Here is a 23,297-nt window from a genome sequence, read left to right on the forward strand (position 1 = left end):
CACGCCGCCAGCGTTCGTCCTGAGCCAGGATCAAACTCTCCAAGAAAGTTGATTAGCTCATTTTGTTACGTTGGCTTCGTTTCAATAAAGAAACGAAATATTTTTGTTTGTTGACGTTTTTGTTTGTTTAGTTTTCAAAGAACAATCTTCGATATCGCTCGTAAGCGACTTTATTAATATAACATAAAGTTATTTACGATGTCAACATCTTTTTAAAAGAAAAACCGTCACCGGCGAAAGCTTTAATTAATCGTTTCGCAGCGACGGTTATTAATATACCAAGTAATAAACAAAAGGTCAATAGGAATTAATGTTTTTTCACGATAATTTTTTTGCCACCTGATAACAACGGTGATAAACCCCATGACCCTTGGTTTCAATATTCACGATATCTATTAAATGTTTCTCAATTAAATACTCAAGCATGACCACTAAATCCACAGAATAAGGTATTAATTCTTTTTCGTTCATGATCTCATTAAATAACCAATGTTCCTTACTGCTAAGTACCTCTAATAAATGAACACTACAAATCGAGGTTCTTGAATGAATCATAAATTCACTTGCCAAGAATAAAAGCTCTAATCGTTTCTCTAGTGTTTCTTCACTGTTAACCAGTTCTTCATATAATTTATATATTTCAGGATCAATTTGTTTCACTTGGTGCCACACAGTCAATTCTGGATGTAGACCATTTTCTATTACCGCTAACCTCGCTAGATGATGCAAGGAGTGAACCACATGATTATACGCATCCAAAAATTGTTTACTTTCAAATAACGCTTTTCCATCAACGTAGCGACGAATCAACTTGGCAAACTCTAATCCCATCTTAATTTTCCGTCCATTAAAAGGGAACTCTCGTAGTTCTGTCTTTAGATTGGCTACATATTCATTACGATCAAAGAGAATTTTCGCATCATGGAGCCATTCAAAAATTTTTCGATTAGTACCAAGTAAGAGCCATTCCTGCAGTTGCTCTTCTGTAATGATGTGCATCGCTGCCTTTTTATTGTCATACGTATAATGCTTTATAAAGACAGGCCGTTCTGCCTCTTTAACAACCACTAGTAATATGACATCAAAGGAATCAGTAATATGACTTAATTTTTGTTTTTTTTCAATCAACAAAACTCCAAGGGTATTTGATTGGCTCGCCCTTTCTTGGTAAATAGGCCGAAGGATGTCTTCCATTCATCATTCCTCCAATTTTTTCGGGTATATATAGCTTCGACAGTGAAAACAGATTTCCTTCTTTCTTCAAAGACAAATTTCGACATTCTTCTGCGTAACCTTTTTTCTCCATAGACAAATATGATATAGTTTCTCTAGGAGGGAGTAACATGGCTAAATACTCGAGTAAAATAAATAAAATTCGCAGCTTTGCACTATCATTAATTTTTATTGGCTTTATTGTTATGTATGGAGGTATTTATTTTCGTACCTCACCAGTTATTATGACCATCTTTATGCTTTTAGGTCTAATTTTTATTATCGCAAGCACTGTCGTTTATTTTTGGATTGGGATGTTATCAACAAAATCCATCCAGGTCAAATGCCCTAGCTGCGGGAAACATACGAAAATGCTAGGCAGAGTGGATATGTGTATGTATTGTCGGGAACCTTTAACCCTCGATTCTAAACTTGAAGGCGAAGAGTTCGATGAGAACTATAATAAAAAGCAATAAAAATAAATAGAGGATGACTGAGACCTAACAGCTTACAAGCCGTAAAGGTTCAGGCATCCTCTTTTTTATTGTAAAAAAGAGCCCGTATTCTAAAGTTAATGGACTTCTTTACTTGCGCATTCAGGACAAGAGCCGTAAATCTCCATTCGGTGGTTCTCCACTTTAAATCCTGTTACATGTGAGGCAAGATGCTCTACTTCATCAAGTCCCGGGTAATGGAAATCAACTATTTTTCCGCATTGCTCACAAATTACATGATAGTGATGTGACGTAACAAAGTCAAAACGACTTGATGCATCACCATAGGTTAATTCCTTAACAAGACCGACTTCACGAAATACTCGTAAATTATTGTAAACTGTTGCCACACTCATGTTAGGGAATTTTCCTTCTAATGCTTTATAAATATCATCAGCAGTAGGATGTGACATCGAGCTTATTAAATATTCAAGTATCGCATGACGTTGTGGAGTAATCCGCACCCCAGTTTCCTTTAAGGTATCCAACGCTTCTTTTAACTGATTCATCGCCATGCACCTCTTTTCCAAAAATATTCTTAGATTATAATTGTTATAATTAATTTTACTAACATATTTATACTTTTGTCAATATTGCAACCTCACAAACCCCAATGATTATTTACTTTTTTCATGCAAGGTTTGTTCCGCTGCCCCTAACCGGTTATTTACATAGCGAGCGGTAATAAATAATAAGTCTGAAAGTCGGTTTAAATAGGCTAATACAAGCGGATTTACTTCCTCACCTAACGAAACCGCACACCTTTCAGCCCTTCTTGCCATTGTCCGGGCTACATGAAAAGCCGCTGCTGCAGGATGGCCTCCCGGCAGGATAAAATTGGTTAATTCGGATAACGAGCTATTCCATTCATCAATCTGCTTTTCCATTTCCTCCACATCAAGAGAAGTGAGTGACCATTTAACTTCTTTACCTTTCGGAGTTGCCAGCTCAGCCCCCACATGAAAAAGATTTGTTTGTATTTTATGATATACATTTTCTATTATTTCTTTCTCTTGAAAATTTTCATTGTTTAAATGACTAAGGGCCAGACCAATCATTGAATTTGTTTCATCACATGTTCCGTACGCTTCAACCCTCGCATCATTCTTCGATACCCGTTGACCATAAATAAGAGATGTTGTCCCTTTATCACCTGTTTTTGTATAGATCTTCATACTCTTTTCCTCCCCTATGTATTGATAATGTTAGCTTCAGTTTTATACACATATATTCCCATGATATCAGACATTATGATAGTATCGTTTTTTAGACATAAAAAAAAGGGTCACTATGGACCCAAAATTTATCTGAGGAGGTATGCCCTAATAAAATGATATTCAAAATCACCCTTCTTGCATTGGACAAAAGCCTCTTCTAAAGAAAATAGGCTAGAAAACTTTCATTAGCTAAGGTGTTCACGTATGTATGTTAACGCTTCTTCTACATGACCTTTTACTTGAACCTTTCGCCATTCTTTAACGAGTTGACCATCCTTATTGATTATAAAGGTAGATCTTTCAATCCCCATATACTCCTTGCCGAAATTTTTCTTTAATTTCCATACATCGTACGCTTCAGCAACTTGATGATCGATATCAGCTAAAAGTAGAAATGGCAATCCGTATTTTTCAATAAACTTTTGATGACGAGAAGTTGGATCTGGACTCACACCTAAGATTACAGCATTCAAGTCATTAAACTTTTCAATCTGATCTCTAAAATCACATGCTTCTGTTGTACACCCAGGGGTCATATCTTTAGGGTAAAAATAAAGGACAACATTTTTTCCGAGAAAATCCGAAAGCTTAACTACCTCACCATTGCTGGCTTCAAGCTCAAATTCAGGGGCTTGTTTCCCCGTTTCAACTGTCATTCTAATCACTCCAATTGTAAAATATTCCTTATCTATAGCGTAACGAATCTTTCCTGATAATACAAATAATTCACCGATGCGATCTACTTTTCCCTATCTAACATCACTTTTGCGACAAATGCAGCTGGAAGCGTATATCCAATTAATGCTTCGATTACAGCAATAATTCTCCCTACTCCATTAGGGAGGACATCCCCATTTCCAACAGAAAAAAGAGTCATTGCGCTAAAATAAAAACTGGTCTCAAAGATATTATTTTGAGAATCTTGATTTACTTCCTTCAGTAGCGGCAAACCAATTAAGTAAAACAAAAGATAAATCAATCCAAATCCAATAATAACGGTTAAGTAGACCGAGCCTAGATAAAGGAAGTTTTGAACAGATGCAAACTTCCCACTTAGAGTATTAGGAATAAATAATGTTCGCAAACTCATAAAGATACAAAAGATGACAATCGGAAGTAAGAAATAAAACATGTTTGACCACCCCTACAATCCATGAGAGTTATTCTATTCCTATGCGGGCTTGGTCAATAAAATAGCAAAAAACCAGGCAAAAGCCTGATTTTGCATAAATTCCTTAATTCCCTGCTCCCCTATACTTCTTTACCCCCTGATTCCAAAGAAGGATAGAAAGTATAAAAAAGACAACACCAATGACTGGCGTTAAAAAGGAGTACCAAAGCCATTCCTTTTTCCCAAGAAAAAAGGCAGCAGGATACACACCAACAAAAGCAAACGGGATGACCCAGGTTAATACAAAGCGAATTAACTTATTATAGATGTTAACTGGATATCTTCCATAACTGCTAATATTGTACATCATCGGCATAAGGGAGGTTCTTGCATCCGCCCAAAAACTAATGCAAGCAATCATGATGAAAACCCCGCCATAGACGAGTGCACCGCCAATAACAAAAATGACAAATAAAAACGGGTCATACCAATGCAATTCAAGGCCTAATCGACTTCCGGCGTAGAACATGACAGCAAGTCCCGTTACGGCTCCTAACAAGGACTCCAGTTCAATTCGCTCAAGAATAATCTGAAAGAGACTATGAATGGGTCTTGTGAGTATTCGGTCAAGCTCCCCCTTTACAATATATCGTTCGTTAAAATCCCATATATTAAAAAAGGCAGAGAACACGGCAGAAGGTACTAGAAAAAAACCATAAATAAAGATAATTTCATCTCTGCTCCAGCCATTAAGTAAACTCGTATGACCAAAAACTACTAATATAAAAACAAGATTAATCGCCTGGGACAGTAAATCTGAAAAGAATTCTACAAATAAATCTGCCCGATATTGAAATCTGGTTTTTATGTACTGCGATGTGTATTGAAAAAACATAGATAAATAAAACAACCCTTATCCCCCCTGAATAATCAACTGTTTCCTCGCCAAGTACCACAGAATTTGAATAGGCACGATTAATACAATAACCCAAACAAATTGCTGCAAAATTGCATCGATTGCTTGCTGGTGTGAGAAACCTTTTGTCAAAATCATACTTGGAAAGTAGCTGATCCCTTGGAAGGGAAGAAATTTCATGATATCTTGAGCCCAGCCTGGAAAGAAGCTAATGGGCAAAAGAAGTCCTGAGAACAAATCAATAACCACTCGTTTCGCCCGGATCAGACCAGAGTTATTATATAAGAAGAAAGTGGTTATCCCTGTTAATAAATTCAACTCTGTATTGATAAAAAAGCTTAATAAAATGGATAGACCAAACAATCCCCACACACTAGGTTCCCAAGTAAATTGAATTGGGAAAATGAAATAAACAATAATCATACCAGGTGCTGAAAAGAAAAATAACCTAAAGATCCCTTCTCCAAGTCCTTGCATTGTTTTCATCGTCAGATAATTGTAGGGGCGGATTAACTCGATTGCTACTTTACCTTCCATTATTTCTAACGCCATTTCACGGTCCAGATTATTAAAATAAAACGCACGCGCCATCCAGGAAACAGCGACATAGGTGGTCATTTGAATAACGGAAAGACCGACAATCTGTTCTTTTGACCCATAGATCGCATTCCATAAGAAGTAATAGGCTCCAATGTTGATACTATAAATTAGAATCCCCGTGTAATAATTAGTCCGGTAAGCGAGCATCATTAAAAAGCGGATTCTGATCATTTCTAGGTACTTATCCACTTACACAGCACCCTTCTCATATATATTTCGAATAATCTCTTCTGTGGACGTCTCGTTAATTTTAATGTCCTTTATTTTAAATCCAGCTACCACCATAGCAATAACCTGAGAGATTAGTTCGTCGTTCTCCTCTACAACCGCAATAAAAACTTGGTCCTTTTCATCCAATTCCCACTTTACAGGCATGCTCTTTGTCAGATTTCTAACAGCAGCTAAGTCTACTTTTTCAAGAAATTGAAAACGCAGTTCCTTCCCCTCGCCCCATTTTTCCTGAAGATTCTTAAGGGCACCATCATAAATCACTTTTCCTTCATCAAGCATAATGACGCGCTCACATAATGCCTCGATATCTGATAAATCATGTGTTGTTAACAGAATCGTTGTATTATATTTCTCATTTATTTCTTTTAAAAATTCACGGATTCTTAATTTAACTAGCACATCTAAACCAATGGTCGGTTCATCCAAAAATAATAAAGGAGGATTGTGAATAAGTGCGGCCGCAAGCTCACAACGCATCCGTTGTCCAAGGGATAATTTACGAACCGGTTTATCTAAGAGTGGTTCAATGTCCAAGGTTTTTATAACATGATTCATGTGATCGTCGTATTGTTCATCTGATACTTTATATACCTTTTTCAAAAGACGGAACGATTCCTGCACGGCAATATCCCACCACAATTGCGATCGTTGTCCGAAAACAACCCCAATGGTTTGGACAAATTTTTCTCTTTCTCGATGAGGATTCATACCGTTGACAATGATATCACCAGACGTAGGTGTTAATATGCCAGTCAGCATTTTAATGGTGGTAGATTTCCCCGCCCCATTTTCTCCAATGTAACCAACCATCTCCCCTTGCGCCACTGAAAAATTGATATCATTAACGGCAGGAACCACCTTATAATTTCTAGTGAACAAATCCCTAAACGCACCCTTTAGACCACTTCTACTTGAATAAGATTTAAATTCTTTCCTTAAGTTTTGTACTTCTATAATATTCTTCATCCAGTACCTCCCAAAGCATGGTTCCTATAGCATTCCTAAAACATTAGTTTAGCCAAATCAAGTAGTTAAAACAACTAACCTGCATTCAAACGAAATTTTCTAAAAGTTGAAATAGATAATAGACTAATAAAAAAGTGATAAAATAGGGTAGATACAATTGAAGGAGGAAAAATAGTGCAATTTACAAATTCTGAAACAATACATAACGAAGCGATTCAGCACATTGTTGGTGGTGTAAACAGTCCCTCCCGTTCATACAAGGCAGTTGGCGGCGGTGCACCGGTAGTAATGGAACGTGCACAAGGCGCATATTTTTGGGATGTTGACGGGAATCAATACATTGATTATCTTGCAGCTTATGGACCAATTATTACTGGTCATGCTCATCCACATATCACAAAAGCCATTACACGTGCTGCAGAAAGTGGCGTACTTTACGGAACACCCACTCCACACGAAGTAAAATTCGCCAAAATGATTAAAGAAGCGATGCCTGCTCTAGATAAGGTACGTTTCGTTAACTCAGGAACAGAAGCGGTCATGACTACAATCCGTGTTGCCCGGGCTTACACAGGGAGAGATAAAATCATTAAGTTTGCAGGTTGCTACCACGGCCATTCCGATCTTGTGCTTGTTGCTGCTGGATCAGGTCCTTCTACTTTAGGCACCCCAGATTCTGCGGGAGTACCAAAAAGCATTGCAAAAGAAGTGATCACGATACCATTTAATGATATCGAACCATTTAAAGAAGCTTTACAAAAATGGGGAGATCAAATTGCAGCGGTATTAGTGGAACCAATTGTCGGGAATTTCGGCATTGTTGAACCAAAGCCTGGCTTCCTTCAACAAGTGAACGATCTTACACATGCAGCAGGCGCACTGGTTATTTACGATGAAGTCATTACTGCCTTCCGTTTTATGTACGGTGGTGCCCAGGACTTATTAGGGATTAAGCCGGATTTAACAGCGCTTGGAAAAATTATCGGTGGAGGCCTACCAATCGGCGCCTATGGCGGACGGCAGGAAATAATGGAAAAGGTTGCTCCGCTAGGGCCAGCCTATCAAGCAGGAACCATGGCCGGTAATCCAGCATCCGTTCTTTCAGGAATTGCCTGCCTAGAAGTTCTAAAGCAAGAAGGGGTTTACGAATATTTGGACCGACTTGGTGCTATGCTCGAGGAAGGAATTTTAGAAGCAGCGAAAGAGTTTAATATTCAAATTACGATTAACAGACTTAAAGGGGCATTTACCGTTTATTTCACAAATGAAACAATAGTAAATTATGAACAAGCGGAGAACACCGACGGAGAAATGTTCGCTAAGTTTTTCAAACTCATGCTTCATCAAGGAATTAACTTAGCTCCATCTAAATATGAAGCATGGTTCTTAACCATCGCTCATACAGAAGAAGACGTAGAAGCTACTTTACATGCAGTAAGAAATGCATTTTCTCAACTAAACAACGAATAAATATACACATTTTATGCACAAAAGGGAGTGAGTATCACTCCCTTTTATTTTTCAAAAGCAAATGAAAACGTTTACACTAATATATTCCTCATTTATCCATTCCCCATTTAACTTTATTTTTCTATCCAAAGTTTTGTATATTTATTTGATTTCTGAAAATTCATATGATACTATAAGATTATTATTATTTTTAATCCTTTAACCAAACACCCCGTTAAAGTGTCAAATCGATTACAAACTACGAATAATAAAATATTCTCTAATTTAAAGTTTCATAGGAGGTGACTAGGCTTCAGCGGGCAACCCGCTAAGCCCTACAAAATGACACAAAAATGGAGCCCTTCCCTTTTTAAAGAATTCCATAAACAAGAACATGATGCCTGTGGTATTGTTGCTTGTCTTGAAAAATCAAAACAACCAACTAAGAAGAATATTTTCGATTGTATTGAAGCCCTTGTTACGATGAATCACCGCGCCGGCTTTATTAACGGTGAAGGTGACGGGGTTGGAATCCATACCGATATTCCTATCAATCTATGGAAAGAAAAATTATCACAAGCAGATCTTGATCCGTCGCTTGTTGAGAAAGAGGAATTCGCAGTTGGCCATGTTTTTGTCAGCCAAAAGGTTAACTGGGAATCTACTAAACAGGAATTACTTGCTAAGCTTGCTAAGTATGAGTTTGAGTTAGTTTATGAGTCAGATGAAGTAACAGATCCTTCTGCACTAGGGCCTATTGCCATTCAAGAAAATCCTGTGTTTTGGCAGTTTGCCTGTGTATCTAATAAAAAAGGGCAGGAATTAACGAAAGCTCTTTTCGAAACACTAATTGATTTTGAAACGAACGACGAAGTTCATGTAGCATCTTTAAGTCAAAATCATGTCGTCTATAAAGTAATGGGTGCAGGAGATATCCTCCCTCGCTACTACCATGATTTAGCGCATCCACTCGTTGCATCAACGATGACTCTTGGACATAATCGATATTCTACTAATACGTTATCTAGCTTTTTCCGAGTACAGCCTTTTAGTGTGCTTGGTCATAATGGAGAAATCAACACGATCGCTAAACTTCGTGATGAGGCAAAAATGATTGGTGTTCCACTTGTAAAAGACGGAAGTGACTCACAAGATCTAAGTCGAACAATGGAAACATTAATTTGCCGTCAGGGCTATTCCTTATTCGAAGCGATCGATCTTTTATTCCCTCCAATCATCAATGAAATAAAGGCGTATTCAAATGAACTACAAGATTTATATACTTATTTAAGAGAGGCATGGGGACACTTTGCACAAGGCCCGGCAGGTATTATTTCCCGTTATGCTGATGAAGCCGTGTTTAGCGTAGATGCCCTGGGACTTCGCCCACTTTGGATGCTTGAAACAGAAAGCTCGTACCTATTCTCCTCTGAGCCTGGAATTATTCCTTCCAGTGAATATGTAAATGAGCCAAAGCCTTTGGCACCGGGTGAAAAAGTTGGTTTTAAATGGAATGGCAACAAATTAGATGTATATGAACAGAATCGCTTCCAAACTGAAGTGTTTAACCGCTATTCAAACCGGTTAAATCTTAGAGAGTCTAGACTACGCTTACAGCCACCCGTTTTAAATAAAACGGTAACAATGAGTTATCCAGACAAAATCCATAACGGACAATATAAGGCTTTTGGTTGGGAACGTGATCATATTCAACTGATCGAGCAAATGGCTGAAAAAGGCGTAGAGCCTATTCGTTCCCTAGGTCATGATGCTCCACTTGCTGCCCTTAACCCTGAGAGAGTAAATATTGCCGATTATATTAAAGAAAGTGTGGCAGTCGTAACAAACCCAGCGATTGACCGTGACAGGGAAACAGAACATTTTTCTACACGTGTAATCATTGGAAAACGTCCGACTTTATTTACACATGAAAGTACAGAGACTGTCATAGAATTAGCCACTCCCCTTCTCGTCGAAGGAAAGGCTGGATTTACCTGTGCAGAGTCTTTAGGCCAGCCAAGCTTTGATCAATTGATACAGCACTTCCAGGAACAAAAATTAGCTGCCTATATCTCCACAACCTTTAAAAAAGAAGAAACAGTTGATCAAGCACTTATCCGACTTGCTAATGAAGCGGTTAAGGCTGTTGAGTCTGGAAAAACGCTTCTTGTCTTGGATGATGCAAAAGCACACCAAGAAGACTATTACTGGATTGATCCACATTTAGTGACTTCAGCTATCGACCAAGCGCTTGTAAAGGCGGAGTTAAGAAGAAATAGTTCTTTATTGGTTCGTTCTGCAGCCATTCGCTCCCTTCATGATATTATTACAGTGTTTGGTTTGGGAGCAGATTTAATTAGCCCGTATTACATGTTCTTAACCATTCTTGATGAATCTACTAAACCACTAGTTAACCTCTACGGTGCATTAACAAAGGGCTTAGAAAAAGTCATTTCTACGATTGGGATTCACGAGCTTCGTGGGTATGGAAGACTGTTCTCTAGCATTGGCTTACATGAATCTATCGCCAATGTATTAAATATCGTCAACTTCTTTGGCTCTAAGGAAATTGAAACTGATTTTGAAGCAATGAAGCAAGATGCTTTTTCAAGAGCAGAAGATTACCAAAATGAAAAAGAAAGAGTCGGAAAGACATTCCACCTATTCCCTCGTATTTGGAAAGCGATTGGGGAAGTAGCAGCAACAGGTGACTATAGTGTATATAGAGATAAAATTTCCGAGCAGGAAACACAAAATCCAACTACTATTCGCCATTTAGTTCAGCTGAAGAGCGGTGCGAAAACAGTGGCACCAACAGAAGTCGACCTTCGTGTTGGCGACCATGATTTACCGTTTATTATTTCTTCGATGTCGTTTGGATCACAGAACGAAACAGCATTTAGAGCCTATGCTGAAGGTGCAGACCGTTTAAATATGGTCAGCCTAAATGGTGAGGGTGGAGAAATCAAGGATATGCTTGGTAAATATCCTAAAACAAGAGGACAGCAAGTTGCTTCTGGTAGATTTGGAGTGAATGCAGAGCTTCTAAACTCTTCTAATCTCTTAGAAATCAAAATTGGTCAAGGAGCTAAGCCTGGAGAAGGTGGGCATCTACCTGGTTCAAAGGTTACTGCAAAAGTAGCAGAAGCTCGTAATGCGACACTTGGTTCAGACTTGATTTCGCCATCAAATAACCATGATATTTATTCCATTGAAGATTTAGCACAAATGATTCTTGAATTAAAGACAGCAAATGACCAAGCAAAAATTGCTGTCAAAGTACCAGTTGTTCCAAATATCGGCACTATCGCTGTTGGGATTGCCAAAGCAGGGGCAGATATTATCACTCTAAGCGGCTTTGATGGCGGTACAGGTGCAGCAAGAATCCATGCGCTTCAACATGTAGGCTTACCAGTAGAAATTGGTGTGAAAGCAGCACACAATGCGTTGCTTGAAAGTGGGCTTCGTCATAAAGTTGAAATTTGGGCGGATGGCGGTATGAAGAGTGCTATGGATGTAATGAAAATCATGCTCCTTGGTGCAAACCGAGTTGGCTTTGGAACATTAGCTATGCTTTCTATTGGCTGTACGACTTGCCGTGGCTGTCATTTAGATACATGTCACGTCGGAATTGCCACTCAAATCGAGTCTGAAGCACAAGCAAAAGAACACGGTCTAAGACGTTTCGTTCCAAGACAATTAGACTTAGCTGTTCAAGGAATTATGAATCTCTTTACAGCCTTTGGTACAGAGTTAAAAGATCTTGCCGCATCATTAGGTATTAAGAATCTACAAGATGCTGTTGGTCGCTCAGAATTATTAGAGCAAGTAAAGGGTGAAGGTCAGCTTAGCCTTTCTTATTTACTAAAGCCACTTGAAATCAGTCAATTTGCAAAAACAGCTGCTTCAAAATCTATCGAAGAGGTACAAATGCAAGTAGCGGTTGGTGCAGAGTATCTTGATGGAAGTGTAGACCAACTACATTCTTCAAGAGAGTTTGAAAGTGTAACATCTGAACAGCGCGTCCTAGGAAGCCGCGTGTCCTGTCACCGTGTTCGCGGTAGACTTGATGGTTCTTACAAGCAGCTTCCACCAGTCCAGCTGAAATATAAAAATGGTTCCATTCCAGGAAATGGCTTAGGTGCCTATAATAGTGAAGGAATCGAAATTACCGTTAATGGCGGAGGTCAAGACGGTGTCGGTAAAACATCCTTTGGTGGTAATATACACGTGCTTAAATCAAAAGGGAAAAATGGCCAATATTATAATGGATCTGTCGGAAAAGGATTTGGATACGGAGCTCAAAAAGGATTACTTGTCGCACAAGGTAATGCAGATGCCCGTGCAGGAATTCGTCTTTCTGGCGCAGACCTAATCATCGGTGGTGCTGTGAAGAAGCCAATTCCTGCTAAAGAAGCTGGGAATATTGGCTCAAATGCAAATATCAAAGGTTTTGCCTTTGAATACATGACCAATGGCCGTGGTTTAGTTTTAGGTGATCCTGGTCCATGGATTTGTGCCGGTATGACCGGAGGTGTCGTCTATATCCGACACCAACCTGAATTAGGTTTAACGAAAGAAGCGATTAAAAGACGTATTGCTAAAGGTGCAAAAGTATCCGTTGCTGACTTAAATGAAAAAGGAAAACAAGATATTAATGAGCTTTTAGGTAAATATACAGACTTGCTTGAACAAAATGGTCAGGCAGACGAAGCAAATCAACTTCGCAGTCTTCTAACAGACCCGGAAAATCACTTTGTGCAGATTCTGCCTGTTAAAGAACAAGCAGATCCATCTGTATCAACAGAATGATCCAAAGGTCATACAAAAACGTCCGCTCCAGCAAGCGGACGTTTTTTTGTTACATTTTTTCGTCACAATTTGAATAAGTTTTTCATATAATATCTCTTGATTATATTCATTAATCCATGTATAGTACTAAAATGTGTCTGAACAGACTAGAATAAAACTTATTCTTGAAAGGAATTTATTAGATGAAGTTAGGTGCCCGCATCTTAAAAACGGGAATTGCTATTGTTCTATCCCTATACTTAAGTCAGTTGCTGCATTCGCCCTCCCCAGTATTTGCTGGAATTGCTGCGATTTTTGCGATTCAACCGACTATTTACCGCTCTTATTTAACCATTATTGAACAAATTCAAGGAAATATTATTGGTGCATTACTTGCAGTTATATTTGTGCTTCTCCTCGGAAATCATTTCATTGTTATTGGATTGGCTGCAATTATCGTAATTCTTCTAAATCTCAAGCTTAGGCTTGAAAACACAATCGGACTTTCACTTGTCACGTTAATTTCCATAATGGAAACCCATAGTGGAAGTTTCATCCAATTTGCTGGAGTTCGTTTCTCCACCATTATGATTGGTGTATTTTCGGCATTTATAGTTAATCTTGTATTTATGCCCCCAAAATACGAAAACAAGCTTTATTTTAAAATCACTACCACGACAGAAGAAATAATCAGGTGGATCCGCTTAAGCACCCGCCACGACTTCGATCATAATCTTCTTAAGACAGATATCGAGAAACTGAAAGAGAACTTGATACAAATGGGACAATTTTATTCCATGTACAAAGAAGAAAGAAGTTATTTTAAAAAGAACACATTAGAAAAATCTCGAAAGCTTGTTATATACCGGCAAATGATTTTAACAGCAAAAAAATCACTTGATACATTGAAGCGGCTGCATAGATTTGAAAATGAACTTTTACACCTCCCTGAAAAGTTTCAACAATCAATTCAGGAACAGTTAGATTGTCTCATTTATCACCATGAACAACTTATGCTACGATTTATTGGCAAAATACCTACCCCACCTTCCATTACAGAAGGTAGTATTTGTTTAGATAAAAAGGAATTATTTGATTTATTTTTAACATATCAACAAGAAAGCAAAGAGCCAAACTCTTCGCACCTTTATCATACAATGCAAATCATTGCCTCAATTATTGATTATAGTGAACAGGTTGAACATCTTGATACATTAATAACTAGCTTTCATTCCTACCATGACAATGAATTGTCCATTGAAGAAGAAAGTCAAAGTTAAATAAGAAAAGCGCAAGCGCCTTGGTCAGCCCCGACAGGCAAATGTTCTTCGGCAAAAAAAGTCGGTCTTTTGACTTTTATTGCCGAAGGTTATTTGACCCGAGCTGTAACAATCATCGCTTTAACAAGCCATGATTGTTACAAGATACTCATGGTAGAATATTCAGGATGAAAACTGGCTAGGCGCTGGAGCTGGACAATTCTCGAAGTCGAATTTTATACTTTTTTATAATTTAAATAAAAAAAACCGAAGCGGATTAGCCCTCTGCTTCGGTTTCTTTATGTTCAAGTTGTTGGACCTGAAATAATTTAAAATAATTGCCTTGCTTAGCCATTAATTCTTCATGTGTCCCTACTTCGACAATTTGACCATGTTCGATTAAAACAATTCGATTAGCATGTGTAATGGTTGATAACCTGTGAGCAACAATAAAAGTGGTCCGATCCTTAGCTAATTCTTCTAATGATTCTTGAATGGAATGCTCACTTTCTAAATCCAATGCCGAAGTAGCCTCATCTAAAATTAATATTGGAGGGTTTTTTAGAAATACCCGAGCAATGGCTACCCGTTGTTTTTGACCCCCAGATAATTTGACCCCTCGTTCCCCCACCTTTGTGTTATAGCCATCAGAAAGGTTTAAGATAAACTCATGGGCATTGGCCGCCTTTGCTGCCCGATATACTTCTTCATCTGAGGCACCAGGCTTTCCTAACAGGATATTGTCTCTCACAGATTCACTGAATAGAATATTATCCTGAAACACAACACCAATCTTGTCCCGTAATGTTTGCACTTTAAAATCACGGATATCTATTCCATCTAGCGTAATCCGCCCTTTAGTGACGTCGTAAAATCGTGGAAATAAACTAACTAGTGTTGATTTACCACCGCCGCTCATTCCCACAAACGCAATTGTTTCACCCTTTTTGACATGTAAGGTTATATCTTTTAATACCATTTCATCCGTTTGGTCATAAGAGAAGTAAACATGTTCAAATGAAATATCCCCTTGTACGTGGTTGCATTCTCGGGCATTTGGATCATCAATAATGTCATATTTTTCATCTAAAAATTCAAATACTCGATCCATTGAGGCAAATGATTGAGTGATTGTAGTGGAAGAGTTAACTAACCTTCTTAATGGACTATAAAGCTTGTCTATATAGGCAAAAAACGCAACCATTGTTCCAAGTGATAGTTCTCCCTGAATGACTAAATAAGCGGCATAGCCAATAACAATTAATGGAGCAATATCGGTAATGGTATTAACAGCTGAGAAGGACTTCGCATTCCAGCTTGTATGCTGGAGGGCTTTTTCTAGGAAGTTTTTATTTTGTTTATCGAATTGTTTTTGTTCATACTCTTCAATGGCAAAACTCTTAATTACCGGCATACCTTGAACACGCTCATGGAGATAGCTTTGAACCTCGGCCAAAGCTTGTGAACGCGTTCTTGTGAGCGTGCGTAGATTTCCAAAAAAATACCTGACTGAAAAGGCATAGAGAGGAAACAGCAATACCGACACAATGGTTAATGTTACGTTCATATAAAACATAAGAATAATAGCAATTACAATAGTGGCAATATCTAGCCATAAATTCATTAATCCGGAGATCACAAATGTTTTCGTCTGCTCCACATCATTAATTACTCTTGAGATGATTTCGCCAGCCCGAGTGTTAGAAAAATATCGGAAGCTTAATTTCTGAATATGTGTATACATCGTGTCACGAATATCATAAAGGATTTTACTTGATGTCCATTGGGCGAAATATTGTCGGTAATACTCGATGGGTGGGCGAACGATGACAAATACAACAATCATAATACCCATTATAAGCATTAGTTTATGTATCTTTTCATCCTGTGAAAGCCCATGATTCCCAACAATATCGTCGACCACATATTTAATGAGCATTGGAATAATTAGTGGTATGGAGAATTTAATTACACCAATAATAATCGTACCAATAATTTGTAAGCGATACGGTTTAACAAATTGTAGGTATCGGCGGATACTGCTCAAGCGGGTGTCCCTCTTTCATACATAGTTTAAATAACAAACGAAAGAGGCTAACTCTAAGGGGTCAGCCTCAATGTCACGATCAGCGTCTATATGTTAAGTAACGTTCATACCAAATATCAATAAAATCTGGTGCAAAGGGGCCTTGACGCTGTCTTATCCATTGAATTAATTTTTCAACATTTCTTTTAAGGATCTGATCAATAACATCCGGATAGTTCATCTCGCGACGATGCCGTTCATATTCATCCTCGTCTAATAAGTTAAAAGTCATATCAGGATACACCTTGATATCAAGGTCATAATCAATATACTTTAGTGCTTCACCATCAAATATAAATGGTGAACTAATATTACAGTAATAATAAATGCCGTCCTCACGAATCATTCCTATTACATTAAACCAGTATTGAGAGTGGAAATAGCAAATAGCTGGTTCTCTGGTTATCCACGTTCTTCCATCTGATTCTGTTACAAGTGTCCGATCATTCCCACCAATCACCAAATTCTGAGATCCTTTCAATACGGTTGTTTCTTCCCAGACGCGATGGATGTGCCCATTGTGCTTATAGCTATGTATTTGCATTGGTTCACCTTCGATGGGTACGCCCATATTCTCCCCTACCTTCATTCCTGAACGCTTTGTAACCTATTCCAACCATAAATAAAATAAATAACGACAAAAGGTAACAAAGTCCAATTCCTATTTATTATTATTATAACGGTTGAGCCCGGAATTTAAAACAAAAGAGCCATATTTCGATGGCTCTTTGTAAAAATTTGCGTATTTTTTTCAATTTTTCTATTGTTTTTCTACAATGTTGATGCTAAATTCGTTTCCCGATACGAATTTATTACCTCTTCTGTTTGCTTTTCAAAAATTAACTGAATCTCTTTTAATTCATTTTTCATCAGTTGAATGTCTGTTTGAATGCTCTCAAGGTCTGTAGCATGCTGCAATGTCTGAAGTTCATCTTCGATCTGTTGACAACGCTCAAGCTCTGCTTGAAGATAGAGCAATTTTTCCATAGTCACCATCTGCTCGGAAACTAATCGGTTGAAATGATTCATTTCCCTCACCGCCTTATACTTTATCTATCTTCCTACTTACTATGTATTCTTTAGTAACCCCTTATTTCCTTTGACTACTTCTGTAGACAAAAAGGAGGTTTTGTCGAAAAACATGAAAACCATATAAACAAAGAAAAAAGGCACTCTTGCGCATAAAGAGTGCCTTCTTTCTTTGAAGCCTATTAGCTTTGTCCGAATTGGCCAGAGCCTTGGTTTTTCTTAGCTTGAGATTGTTGATTTTGTTGTCTTACTTCAGCAGCATTTGTTTCGCTAGCGAATTCAGTTCCGAATTGACCAGCTGCACCAGATGCACCTCTAGAAGATTGAGCGTTTTGCTGTCTTACTTCAGCAGCGTTTGTTTCGCTAGCAAATTCAGTTCCGAATTGACCAGCTGCACCTGCAGAACCTTGAGCAGATTGAGCGTTTTGTTGTTTAACTTCCTGGATGTTAGTTCCAGCTGAAGTTTTGTTTGGCTGTTGATTGAAGTTTGCCATTGTAATCACCTCCACGAGATTAATGTATCCCGGTATCGTGGAGATTATCCAAAAAATTATTTAAAAATAATTTGGCTGTGTTAAAGAGCAGTGTTGATTTTTACACCCTGTTGATTGGAGCGGAAGGCACGAAGACTCCTGTGGGAGTATGGTTCAGGGGAGACCCCGCAGGCGCTTGCGCCGAGGAGGCTCGCCGAAACACCCACGGAAAGCGAAGTGCCTGGAGCGGAAATCAACAGGCAAGTTTAACAGAGCCAATAATTTAAACCAGTAAAGAGATTCCTCCATCAACAATGATCGTTTGCCCTCTAATCATGCTTGAATCTTCTGATAAAAGGAACATGATACAGTTAACCATATCTTCGATTTCCACCATTCTTCCTGCTGGCGTCTTCTCTTTTGCTTCTTGCAGCAATTCTTCGCGATTTGGAAAATGTTTTAATGCTTCCGTGTCAACAGCACCGCCAGAAACCGCATTGACAATAATATTTTTCGGAGCCAATTCGACAGCTAAATATCTCGTTAACGCCTCAAGAGCTGCTTTCGAAACACCCACTACTGTGTAATTTTCTAAGTAACGTATGGATCCAAGTGAGCTTATGCTAACAATTTTCCCTCCGCCATTTCTCTCCATCAGTTTTGCTGCTTCTTGTGCACAAAATAATAATGCTTTGCTATTAATATTCAACGTCCAATCCCAATGAGACTCTTCAAGCTCCATAACAGGACGCTGCACACCAGAAGCTGCATTGTTAACGAATACATCTAACCGGCCAAACTCCTGTTCAATTTGAGCAAACATGTCTTTAATCTTAGCTACGTCACCAACATTAGCTTTTACAATGAAAGCCTTTCTACCTAATGCCTCTACTTGTTCAGCCGTTTCTAAGGCCCCTTTTTTACTTCTGGCATAGTTAATAACAATATCATAGCCTGCCTCAGCCAATTTTAAGGCAGTCGCTTTTCCAATTCCCCTACTGCTTCCAGTTATTAATGCTACTTTTTGTGTCATTCTTCTATTCCCTTCTATTTTCAAGTTCAAATTGGTTAAGTGTGTATCTCCCACGCATAGCTGCGCGCTTTTCATTTCATTTTAGCTTTTCCATGAATAGAAGACAATTAATATAGAAAACTAATGGCAAAATGATTTGAAAGGAGGGTGAAAATTATGTATGTAGGAAGAGATATGACTGAGCTTTCCATGATGCCTAAGACGGATTGGCAGAATAGTGAGCTTGCTTTTTTTCATCATTCATTGCAGCAAATAGTCCCTTATTTAAACAGCGAGGGGCAAACCATTCATCGAGAAATCATCGAAGAAATTGAAAACCGCGGTGGCATGAAAAGACAGGAAGCAGATTATACACACGGGACTAAAATTACGTACGATTAAAAATAGGTTTGGCTGAAATTCAAAAAAGGGTCAGCCCCCACTAGATAATGTTTTTCTAGTGGGGGCTGACCCCCTATTCATGGTTTTTATGGTCTTGAGACAGCTTGAACATTTTTTGATATGGGACAGGAAAGGCGTATTCTTTCATTTCTTCGAGTGATACAAATTTCCACTCTTCACTTTCCGGAACAAAATGTTTAACAGTACCGGTATACACCTTGATATTCCATACTAGGTGCGAAAAAACATGTTCAATTTGTCCGATTATCTGCCCAAATTGAATGTCTAAATCCAATGATTGTTTAAACAATTCAACAATCTGCTTTCGATCATTTTGTAATGGGTGATGAAGCTCGACAGTTGGAAACTCCCATAAATTAGCAAGTAGGCCACTAGCTGGCCGTTTATGAATGAGTATTTTCCCATCCTCGTCTTCAACGACCGCTGCTGCTAGTTGAACATCTCGTGTTTTGACCTTTTTCGTTTTGATTGGAAGTTCTTGTTGGACACCTTCATGAAAAGCATGGCAATGCTCACGAACAGGACATAATAAACAAGAGGGAGAAGTCGGTGTACAAATCAAAGCCCCCAATTCCATTAATGCTTGGTTAAATGCAGAGGGATCTTCATGTGAAATGATATCTCGAACTGCTTTTTCAAAAATCTTCCTTGAAGAAGCCTTCGCAATATCCTCACGAATTAACAAAATTCGTGATAATACCCTCATCACATTTCCATCAACTGCTGGCTCTGGAATTCCATAGGCAATGCTTAAAATGGCACCCGCAGTATAGGGCCCCACTCCCTTAAGAGAGGAAATATCCTCTGGTGTGTTCGGCACTTCCCCATTATATTTCTCTTTTACTTCCCTAACCGCTGATTGAAGATTTCTAACTCTGGAATAATAGCCAAGACCCTCCCAAGCCTTTAAGACTTTCTCCTCTTCTGCTTCCGCTAAGTCTTCAATTGTGGGAAACCATTCGATAAAACGATTAAAATAGGGTATAACTGTGTCGACTCTTGTTTGTTGTAACATGATTTCTGAAACCCAAACCTTGTAGGGATCCTGGTCCTTTCTCCAAGGTAGGTCTCGTTGTTCAGCTTTAAACCACGAAATGAGATCATTTTGAAAAGCATTTATATTGATTTTTTTTGAATTTTCTTGTTCAATTATCATAACTTTTAGTCCTCCAGATTGTTAAACACAATGAAAAAAGGGAATATAATAATATGCATTTCGTTTTACAATAAGCGAATTTGTCGATTTTGACAAGAACCTAATTCATAGAAGGAGGCTATCCTTTTGGATACTGGAACTCATGTTGTAATGGGCATTGCTCTTGGCGGTCTTGCCACACTTGACCCTGTTGTAGCAAGCAGCCATGCCACTGCTACCAGTGTGTTGATTGCAACAATCGCCGGATCACAAATACCAGATATTGACACGGTTTTAAAGCTTAGAAATAATGCTATCTATATTCGTAATCATCGAGGAGTTACTCATTCTATTCCGGCGGTTCTATTATGGCCGCTTGTGATTTTAGCCGTGGTTTATCCTTTGTTCCCTGATGCTAATCTTCTTCATCTATGGGCTTGGACCTTTGCTGCAGTATTTATTCATGTTTTCGTTGATATCTTTAATGCCTACGGAACGCAAGCTTTGCGACCTTTTTCCTCAAAATGGGTTGCATTAGGGGTAATCAATACCTTTGACCCATTTATCTTTGGGATTCATGTTGTTGGAATTCTCATTTGGGTTTTTGGAGCAAATCCCGGTATTACTTTTTCCATCATGTATTTAGTCATCTTCGGCTACTATCTAAAGCGATATCAAGCCAAGAAAAGAGTATTAGTGGAAGTAAGAACTTTGATTCCAGATGCAACGGAAATTATTATCGCTCCTACTATGAAGTTTCATCATTGGCGGATTGCCGCTATGAACAAGAAACAATTTTTTGTAGGTAGAGCAGTCGACGGTAAAGTGGAAATCTTAGATCACTTCAAACGTATTCCTGTACCCAAAACACCTGTTATTGAGGCAGCCAAAAAAGATAAAAATCTGTCCGCCTTTCTTTCCTTCTCCCCTGTTTACCGATGGGAAGTGGATGAATACGATAATTTTTACGAGGTGCGCTTCATTGATCTTCGCTACCGAAGCAATGGGCACTACCCGTTCGTCGCCGTGGTTCAGTTAGATTGCGATTTAAATCCGATTAGTTCCTATACAGGTTGGGTGTTTAGTGAGAAAAAACTAAGAAAAAAACTAAGTATCATAAGTTGATATCATGAAAAAAGAAAACTCGTTGTGGCGAGTTTTCTTTTAATTTGTTTGATTCTTCTCCTGATTTAAAAAATGTTTATATTTCGGATTGGTGGCGATGAAATCATGAAGTCTATTTCCATAATTCTCAATCCATTGCCTCACAATTTTCTCAGTCATTTCACTGCCCTTATACTCCCTGCCAGCTTTTGCATAACTGGTTTCAAAGTCATCCCAAAGCAATTCCACCCAGGTCCTTGCTTGGTCAAAGGATAATTCGTTATTTTTTTCTAACAACAACCTTATTAATTCTTCCTGATACACTTTCATACACTCACCTCATTGCCATTTTCTTATAACATAACCCATGTGAAAAGCGCGAATACTAACATTACGTGGTAAGCACTGAGATGCCGCCTTTGCTTTTCACGTTTTTCTCATTCCCAAAATGGAGGTACAGCATGAGAAATAAAGAAACGAATTTCCCCAATCAAAATAATAACAAGTTAGAGGGCGAGCCAAGAGCGAAAGCAGAATATGCTTCTAAAAGAGCCGATGGCACCATCAATACCCATCCACAAGAGCGTATGCGTGCTTCAGGGGAACGAGATGACGAATCCCCTCAGTATTCATAACTACCCGTTTAATAAGACAAGCCAGAGAACTCTCTCTGGTTTGTCATCATTTTAGCCCTTTTAACATAGAAATCGGGAGAGCTTCTTCTTTTCCATCGCCTTTTAATCGATATCCCCAAGCAAACACACCGTTCATATAATCTATTTTAAAATATTGGCCAGGATCGCCTTCAATTTCATATATTTCGCCTGGTTGAAACGATTCGGGATTAATCAGATACGCTCTTGCCATTTGTACCTTTCTTTCAAGCACCGCAAACTCACTAACCATTCCCATTTGTTCAGCTTTTCGTGCTTTTTCTTGAAGTGAAGCAATTTCCTGTTTTAACTCATGTTCTGTCATATCACTGTACCGTTTCTCCTGCTGCATCCAATTCACTCCCCTTTATCTTCTTTTTTTAGTATAGTAATTTTTATAGGATTAATAAAGGCTTAAAACTCACACAAAGGAGAGCACACCATGAAAACAATGATTGTAACTGGGGCAGGATCAGGCTTAGGCAAAGAATTAGCTTTCTTATTTTCGAAAAAGGGCTTTCATCTTTTATTAGTTGGAAGAACAGTTGAAAAATTAGTGGAAGCCAAACAAGAAATTGAAGCACTAGGTGGAAAAGCTGATCTTTTATCAGTGGATATCTCCAACAATGAAGATGTGGTTTCAAAATTAAATGGGCTTAACGAACGCTATCAAGTTGCTGGCTTGGTCAACAACGCAGGTGTCGGTCATTTTGGACCGTTTACCGAGATGGACGATACACAAATAAAAGAAATGCTTGAGACGAATGTATGGGGAACGATTTTGATGACAAAAGCCATTCTTCCACTTTTATCCCAAAATGGAGAAGGCCGAATAATGAATATTATTTCTACTGCTGGCTTGCGTGGGAAAGTAAACGAAGCAGTGTATGTTGCCAGCAAATTTGCTGTAAGAGGATTTACGGAAAGTCTACAAAAAGAATACGAAGGTTCTGGAATCAAATTTAATGCAGTGTACATGGGCGGGATGGACACCCCCTTTTGGGACGAAAGCTCTCATGTTTCAGACAAATCACGTTTTAGATCGCCTAAAGAAGTAGCAGAAATTATTATGGATCAAATCGATCAGGATTCTATTATTATTGAGAGTAAATAAAGCTAATAAATAAGGGGACAGG

At 38.5% G+C, this 23,297-nt stretch carries 24 protein-coding genes; 8 read left to right on the forward strand and 16 right to left on the reverse strand.

The genetic code is table 11. From position 1 onward, the window contains the following. Positions 1–318 precede the first annotated feature (318 nt). Positions 319–1,194, reverse strand: coding sequence for a nucleotidyltransferase-like protein (locus AC3A54_RS15055; RefSeq protein ID WP_487655054.1), 876 nt, complete (start codon positions 1,192–1,194; stop codon positions 319–321). 149 nt (positions 1,195–1,343) lie between these two features. Here AC3A54_RS15055 and AC3A54_RS15060 point away from each other — a divergent pair, with 149 nt between their 5' ends. Then, entirely contained in the window at positions 1,344–1,688 is a 345-nt protein-coding gene (locus tag AC3A54_RS15060; RefSeq protein WP_335545898.1) for a YgzB family protein, read from the forward strand. A gap of 95 nt (positions 1,689–1,783) precedes the next feature. On the opposite strand, the gene perR is transcribed toward AC3A54_RS15060, so the two are convergent. From perR to AC3A54_RS15095, 7 genes are all read right to left on the reverse strand, one after another. Beyond that, positions 1,784–2,221, reverse strand: coding sequence for a peroxide-responsive transcriptional repressor PerR (gene perR / locus AC3A54_RS15065; protein WP_308080752.1), 438 nt, complete (start codon positions 2,219–2,221; stop codon positions 1,784–1,786). Between the two features lie 102 nt (positions 2,222–2,323). Next, positions 2,324–2,881: a cob(I)yrinic acid a,c-diamide adenosyltransferase gene (locus AC3A54_RS15070; RefSeq protein ID WP_487655055.1), complete on the reverse strand. Its 558-nt coding sequence runs from the start codon at positions 2,879–2,881 to the stop codon at positions 2,324–2,326. Between the two features lie 227 nt (positions 2,882–3,108). Further along, positions 3,109–3,579 carry a thioredoxin-dependent thiol peroxidase gene (bcp, locus tag AC3A54_RS15075; RefSeq protein ID WP_487655056.1) on the reverse strand — a complete coding sequence of 157 codons (471 nt, stop codon included), beginning with the start codon at positions 3,577–3,579 and terminating at the stop codon, positions 3,109–3,111. A gap of 83 nt (positions 3,580–3,662) precedes the next feature. Beyond that, positions 3,663–4,055 carry an ion channel gene (locus AC3A54_RS15080; protein ID WP_335533285.1) on the reverse strand — a complete coding sequence of 131 codons (393 nt, stop codon included), beginning with the start codon at positions 4,053–4,055 and terminating at the stop codon, positions 3,663–3,665. Between the two features lie 103 nt (positions 4,056–4,158). After that, positions 4,159–4,944, reverse strand: coding sequence for an ABC transporter permease (locus tag AC3A54_RS15085; RefSeq protein WP_308080756.1), 786 nt, complete (start codon positions 4,942–4,944; stop codon positions 4,159–4,161). A gap of 3 nt (positions 4,945–4,947) precedes the next feature. After that, positions 4,948–5,739 (reverse strand): ABC transporter permease, encoded by a 792-nt coding sequence (locus tag AC3A54_RS15090; RefSeq protein ID WP_335533289.1) that lies wholly within the window; start codon positions 5,737–5,739, stop codon positions 4,948–4,950. Next, positions 5,740–6,747, reverse strand: a complete 1,008-nt coding sequence (locus AC3A54_RS15095) for an ABC transporter ATP-binding protein (protein ID WP_335545889.1) — start codon at positions 6,745–6,747, stop codon at positions 5,740–5,742. It abuts the gene before it with no gap. A 174-nt stretch (positions 6,748–6,921) separates the two neighbouring features. Between AC3A54_RS15095 and AC3A54_RS15100 the strand changes: the two genes are divergently transcribed. The 3 genes from AC3A54_RS15100 to AC3A54_RS15110 all read left to right on the forward strand — a co-directional run bounded on the left by AC3A54_RS15100 (position 6,922) and on the right by AC3A54_RS15110 (position 14,267). Further along, entirely contained in the window at positions 6,922–8,217 is a 1,296-nt protein-coding gene (locus AC3A54_RS15100; RefSeq protein WP_487655057.1) for a glutamate-1-semialdehyde 2,1-aminomutase, read from the forward strand. A 321-nt stretch (positions 8,218–8,538) separates the two neighbouring features. Beyond that, positions 8,539–13,008, forward strand: coding sequence for a glutamate synthase-related protein (locus AC3A54_RS15105; RefSeq protein ID WP_487655058.1), 4,470 nt, complete (start codon positions 8,539–8,541; stop codon positions 13,006–13,008). Between the two features lie 182 nt (positions 13,009–13,190). Further along, positions 13,191–14,267, forward strand: coding sequence for an FUSC family protein (locus tag AC3A54_RS15110; protein WP_335547384.1), 1,077 nt, complete (start codon positions 13,191–13,193; stop codon positions 14,265–14,267). Positions 14,268–14,523: 256 nt separating this feature from the next. Here AC3A54_RS15110 and AC3A54_RS15115 read toward each other — a convergent pair whose 3' ends face one another. From AC3A54_RS15115 to fabL, 5 genes are all read right to left on the reverse strand, one after another. After that, positions 14,524–16,293, reverse strand: coding sequence for an ABC transporter ATP-binding protein (locus tag AC3A54_RS15115; RefSeq protein WP_487655059.1), 1,770 nt, complete (start codon positions 16,291–16,293; stop codon positions 14,524–14,526). A 79-nt stretch (positions 16,294–16,372) separates the two neighbouring features. Next, positions 16,373–16,903, reverse strand: coding sequence for a nucleoside tri-diphosphate phosphatase (ntdP, locus tag AC3A54_RS15120; protein WP_307289779.1), 531 nt, complete (start codon positions 16,901–16,903; stop codon positions 16,373–16,375). Positions 16,904–17,103: 200 nt separating this feature from the next. Then, positions 17,104–17,361, reverse strand: a complete 258-nt coding sequence (locus AC3A54_RS15125; protein ID WP_308080763.1) for a YgaB family protein — start codon at positions 17,359–17,361, stop codon at positions 17,104–17,106. A 182-nt stretch (positions 17,362–17,543) separates the two neighbouring features. Then, positions 17,544–17,855 carry a gamma-type small acid-soluble spore protein gene (locus AC3A54_RS15130; RefSeq protein ID WP_487655060.1) on the reverse strand — a complete coding sequence of 104 codons (312 nt, stop codon included), beginning with the start codon at positions 17,853–17,855 and terminating at the stop codon, positions 17,544–17,546. 262 nt (positions 17,856–18,117) lie between these two features. After that, on the reverse strand, positions 18,118–18,867 hold the full coding sequence (gene fabL, locus AC3A54_RS15135) for an enoyl-[acyl-carrier-protein] reductase FabL (RefSeq protein ID WP_309866301.1): 750 nt from the start codon (positions 18,865–18,867) through the stop codon (positions 18,118–18,120). 156 nt (positions 18,868–19,023) lie between these two features. On the opposite strand from fabL, the gene AC3A54_RS15140 reads away from it, so the two are divergent. Further along, complete coding sequence (locus AC3A54_RS15140) at positions 19,024–19,248, forward strand: hypothetical protein (protein WP_335547391.1); 225 nt, start codon at positions 19,024–19,026, stop codon at positions 19,246–19,248. Positions 19,249–19,321: 73 nt separating this feature from the next. On the opposite strand, the gene mutY is transcribed toward AC3A54_RS15140, so the two are convergent. Then, positions 19,322–20,425, reverse strand: coding sequence for an A/G-specific adenine glycosylase (gene mutY, locus AC3A54_RS15145; RefSeq protein WP_487655061.1), 1,104 nt, complete (start codon positions 20,423–20,425; stop codon positions 19,322–19,324). A 126-nt stretch (positions 20,426–20,551) separates the two neighbouring features. On the opposite strand from mutY, the gene AC3A54_RS15150 reads away from it, so the two are divergent. Continuing rightward, positions 20,552–21,529 (forward strand): metal-dependent hydrolase, encoded by a 978-nt coding sequence (locus tag AC3A54_RS15150; protein ID WP_487655062.1) that lies wholly within the window; start codon positions 20,552–20,554, stop codon positions 21,527–21,529. A gap of 39 nt (positions 21,530–21,568) precedes the next feature. Here AC3A54_RS15150 and AC3A54_RS15155 read toward each other — a convergent pair whose 3' ends face one another. Next, positions 21,569–21,838 carry a YfhJ family protein gene (locus AC3A54_RS15155; protein ID WP_487655063.1) on the reverse strand — a complete coding sequence of 90 codons (270 nt, stop codon included), beginning with the start codon at positions 21,836–21,838 and terminating at the stop codon, positions 21,569–21,571. 131 nt (positions 21,839–21,969) lie between these two features. On the opposite strand from AC3A54_RS15155, the gene AC3A54_RS15160 reads away from it, so the two are divergent. Beyond that, a complete protein-coding gene (locus AC3A54_RS15160) occupies positions 21,970–22,143 on the forward strand; it encodes a small, acid-soluble spore protein K (protein ID WP_309866312.1) in 174 nt (57 codons plus the stop codon). A gap of 46 nt (positions 22,144–22,189) precedes the next feature. On the opposite strand, the gene AC3A54_RS15165 is transcribed toward AC3A54_RS15160, so the two are convergent. Then, on the reverse strand, positions 22,190–22,513 hold the full coding sequence (locus AC3A54_RS15165) for a YfhH family protein (RefSeq protein WP_487655064.1): 324 nt from the start codon (positions 22,511–22,513) through the stop codon (positions 22,190–22,192). Between the two features lie 90 nt (positions 22,514–22,603). Here AC3A54_RS15165 and AC3A54_RS15170 point away from each other — a divergent pair, with 90 nt between their 5' ends. Then, positions 22,604–23,275, forward strand: a complete 672-nt coding sequence (locus AC3A54_RS15170) for an SDR family NAD(P)-dependent oxidoreductase (RefSeq protein WP_487655065.1) — start codon at positions 22,604–22,606, stop codon at positions 23,273–23,275. Positions 23,276–23,297: the final 22 nt, after the last annotated feature.

This window comes from Neobacillus sp. Soil_C_43, assembly GCF_057656715.1.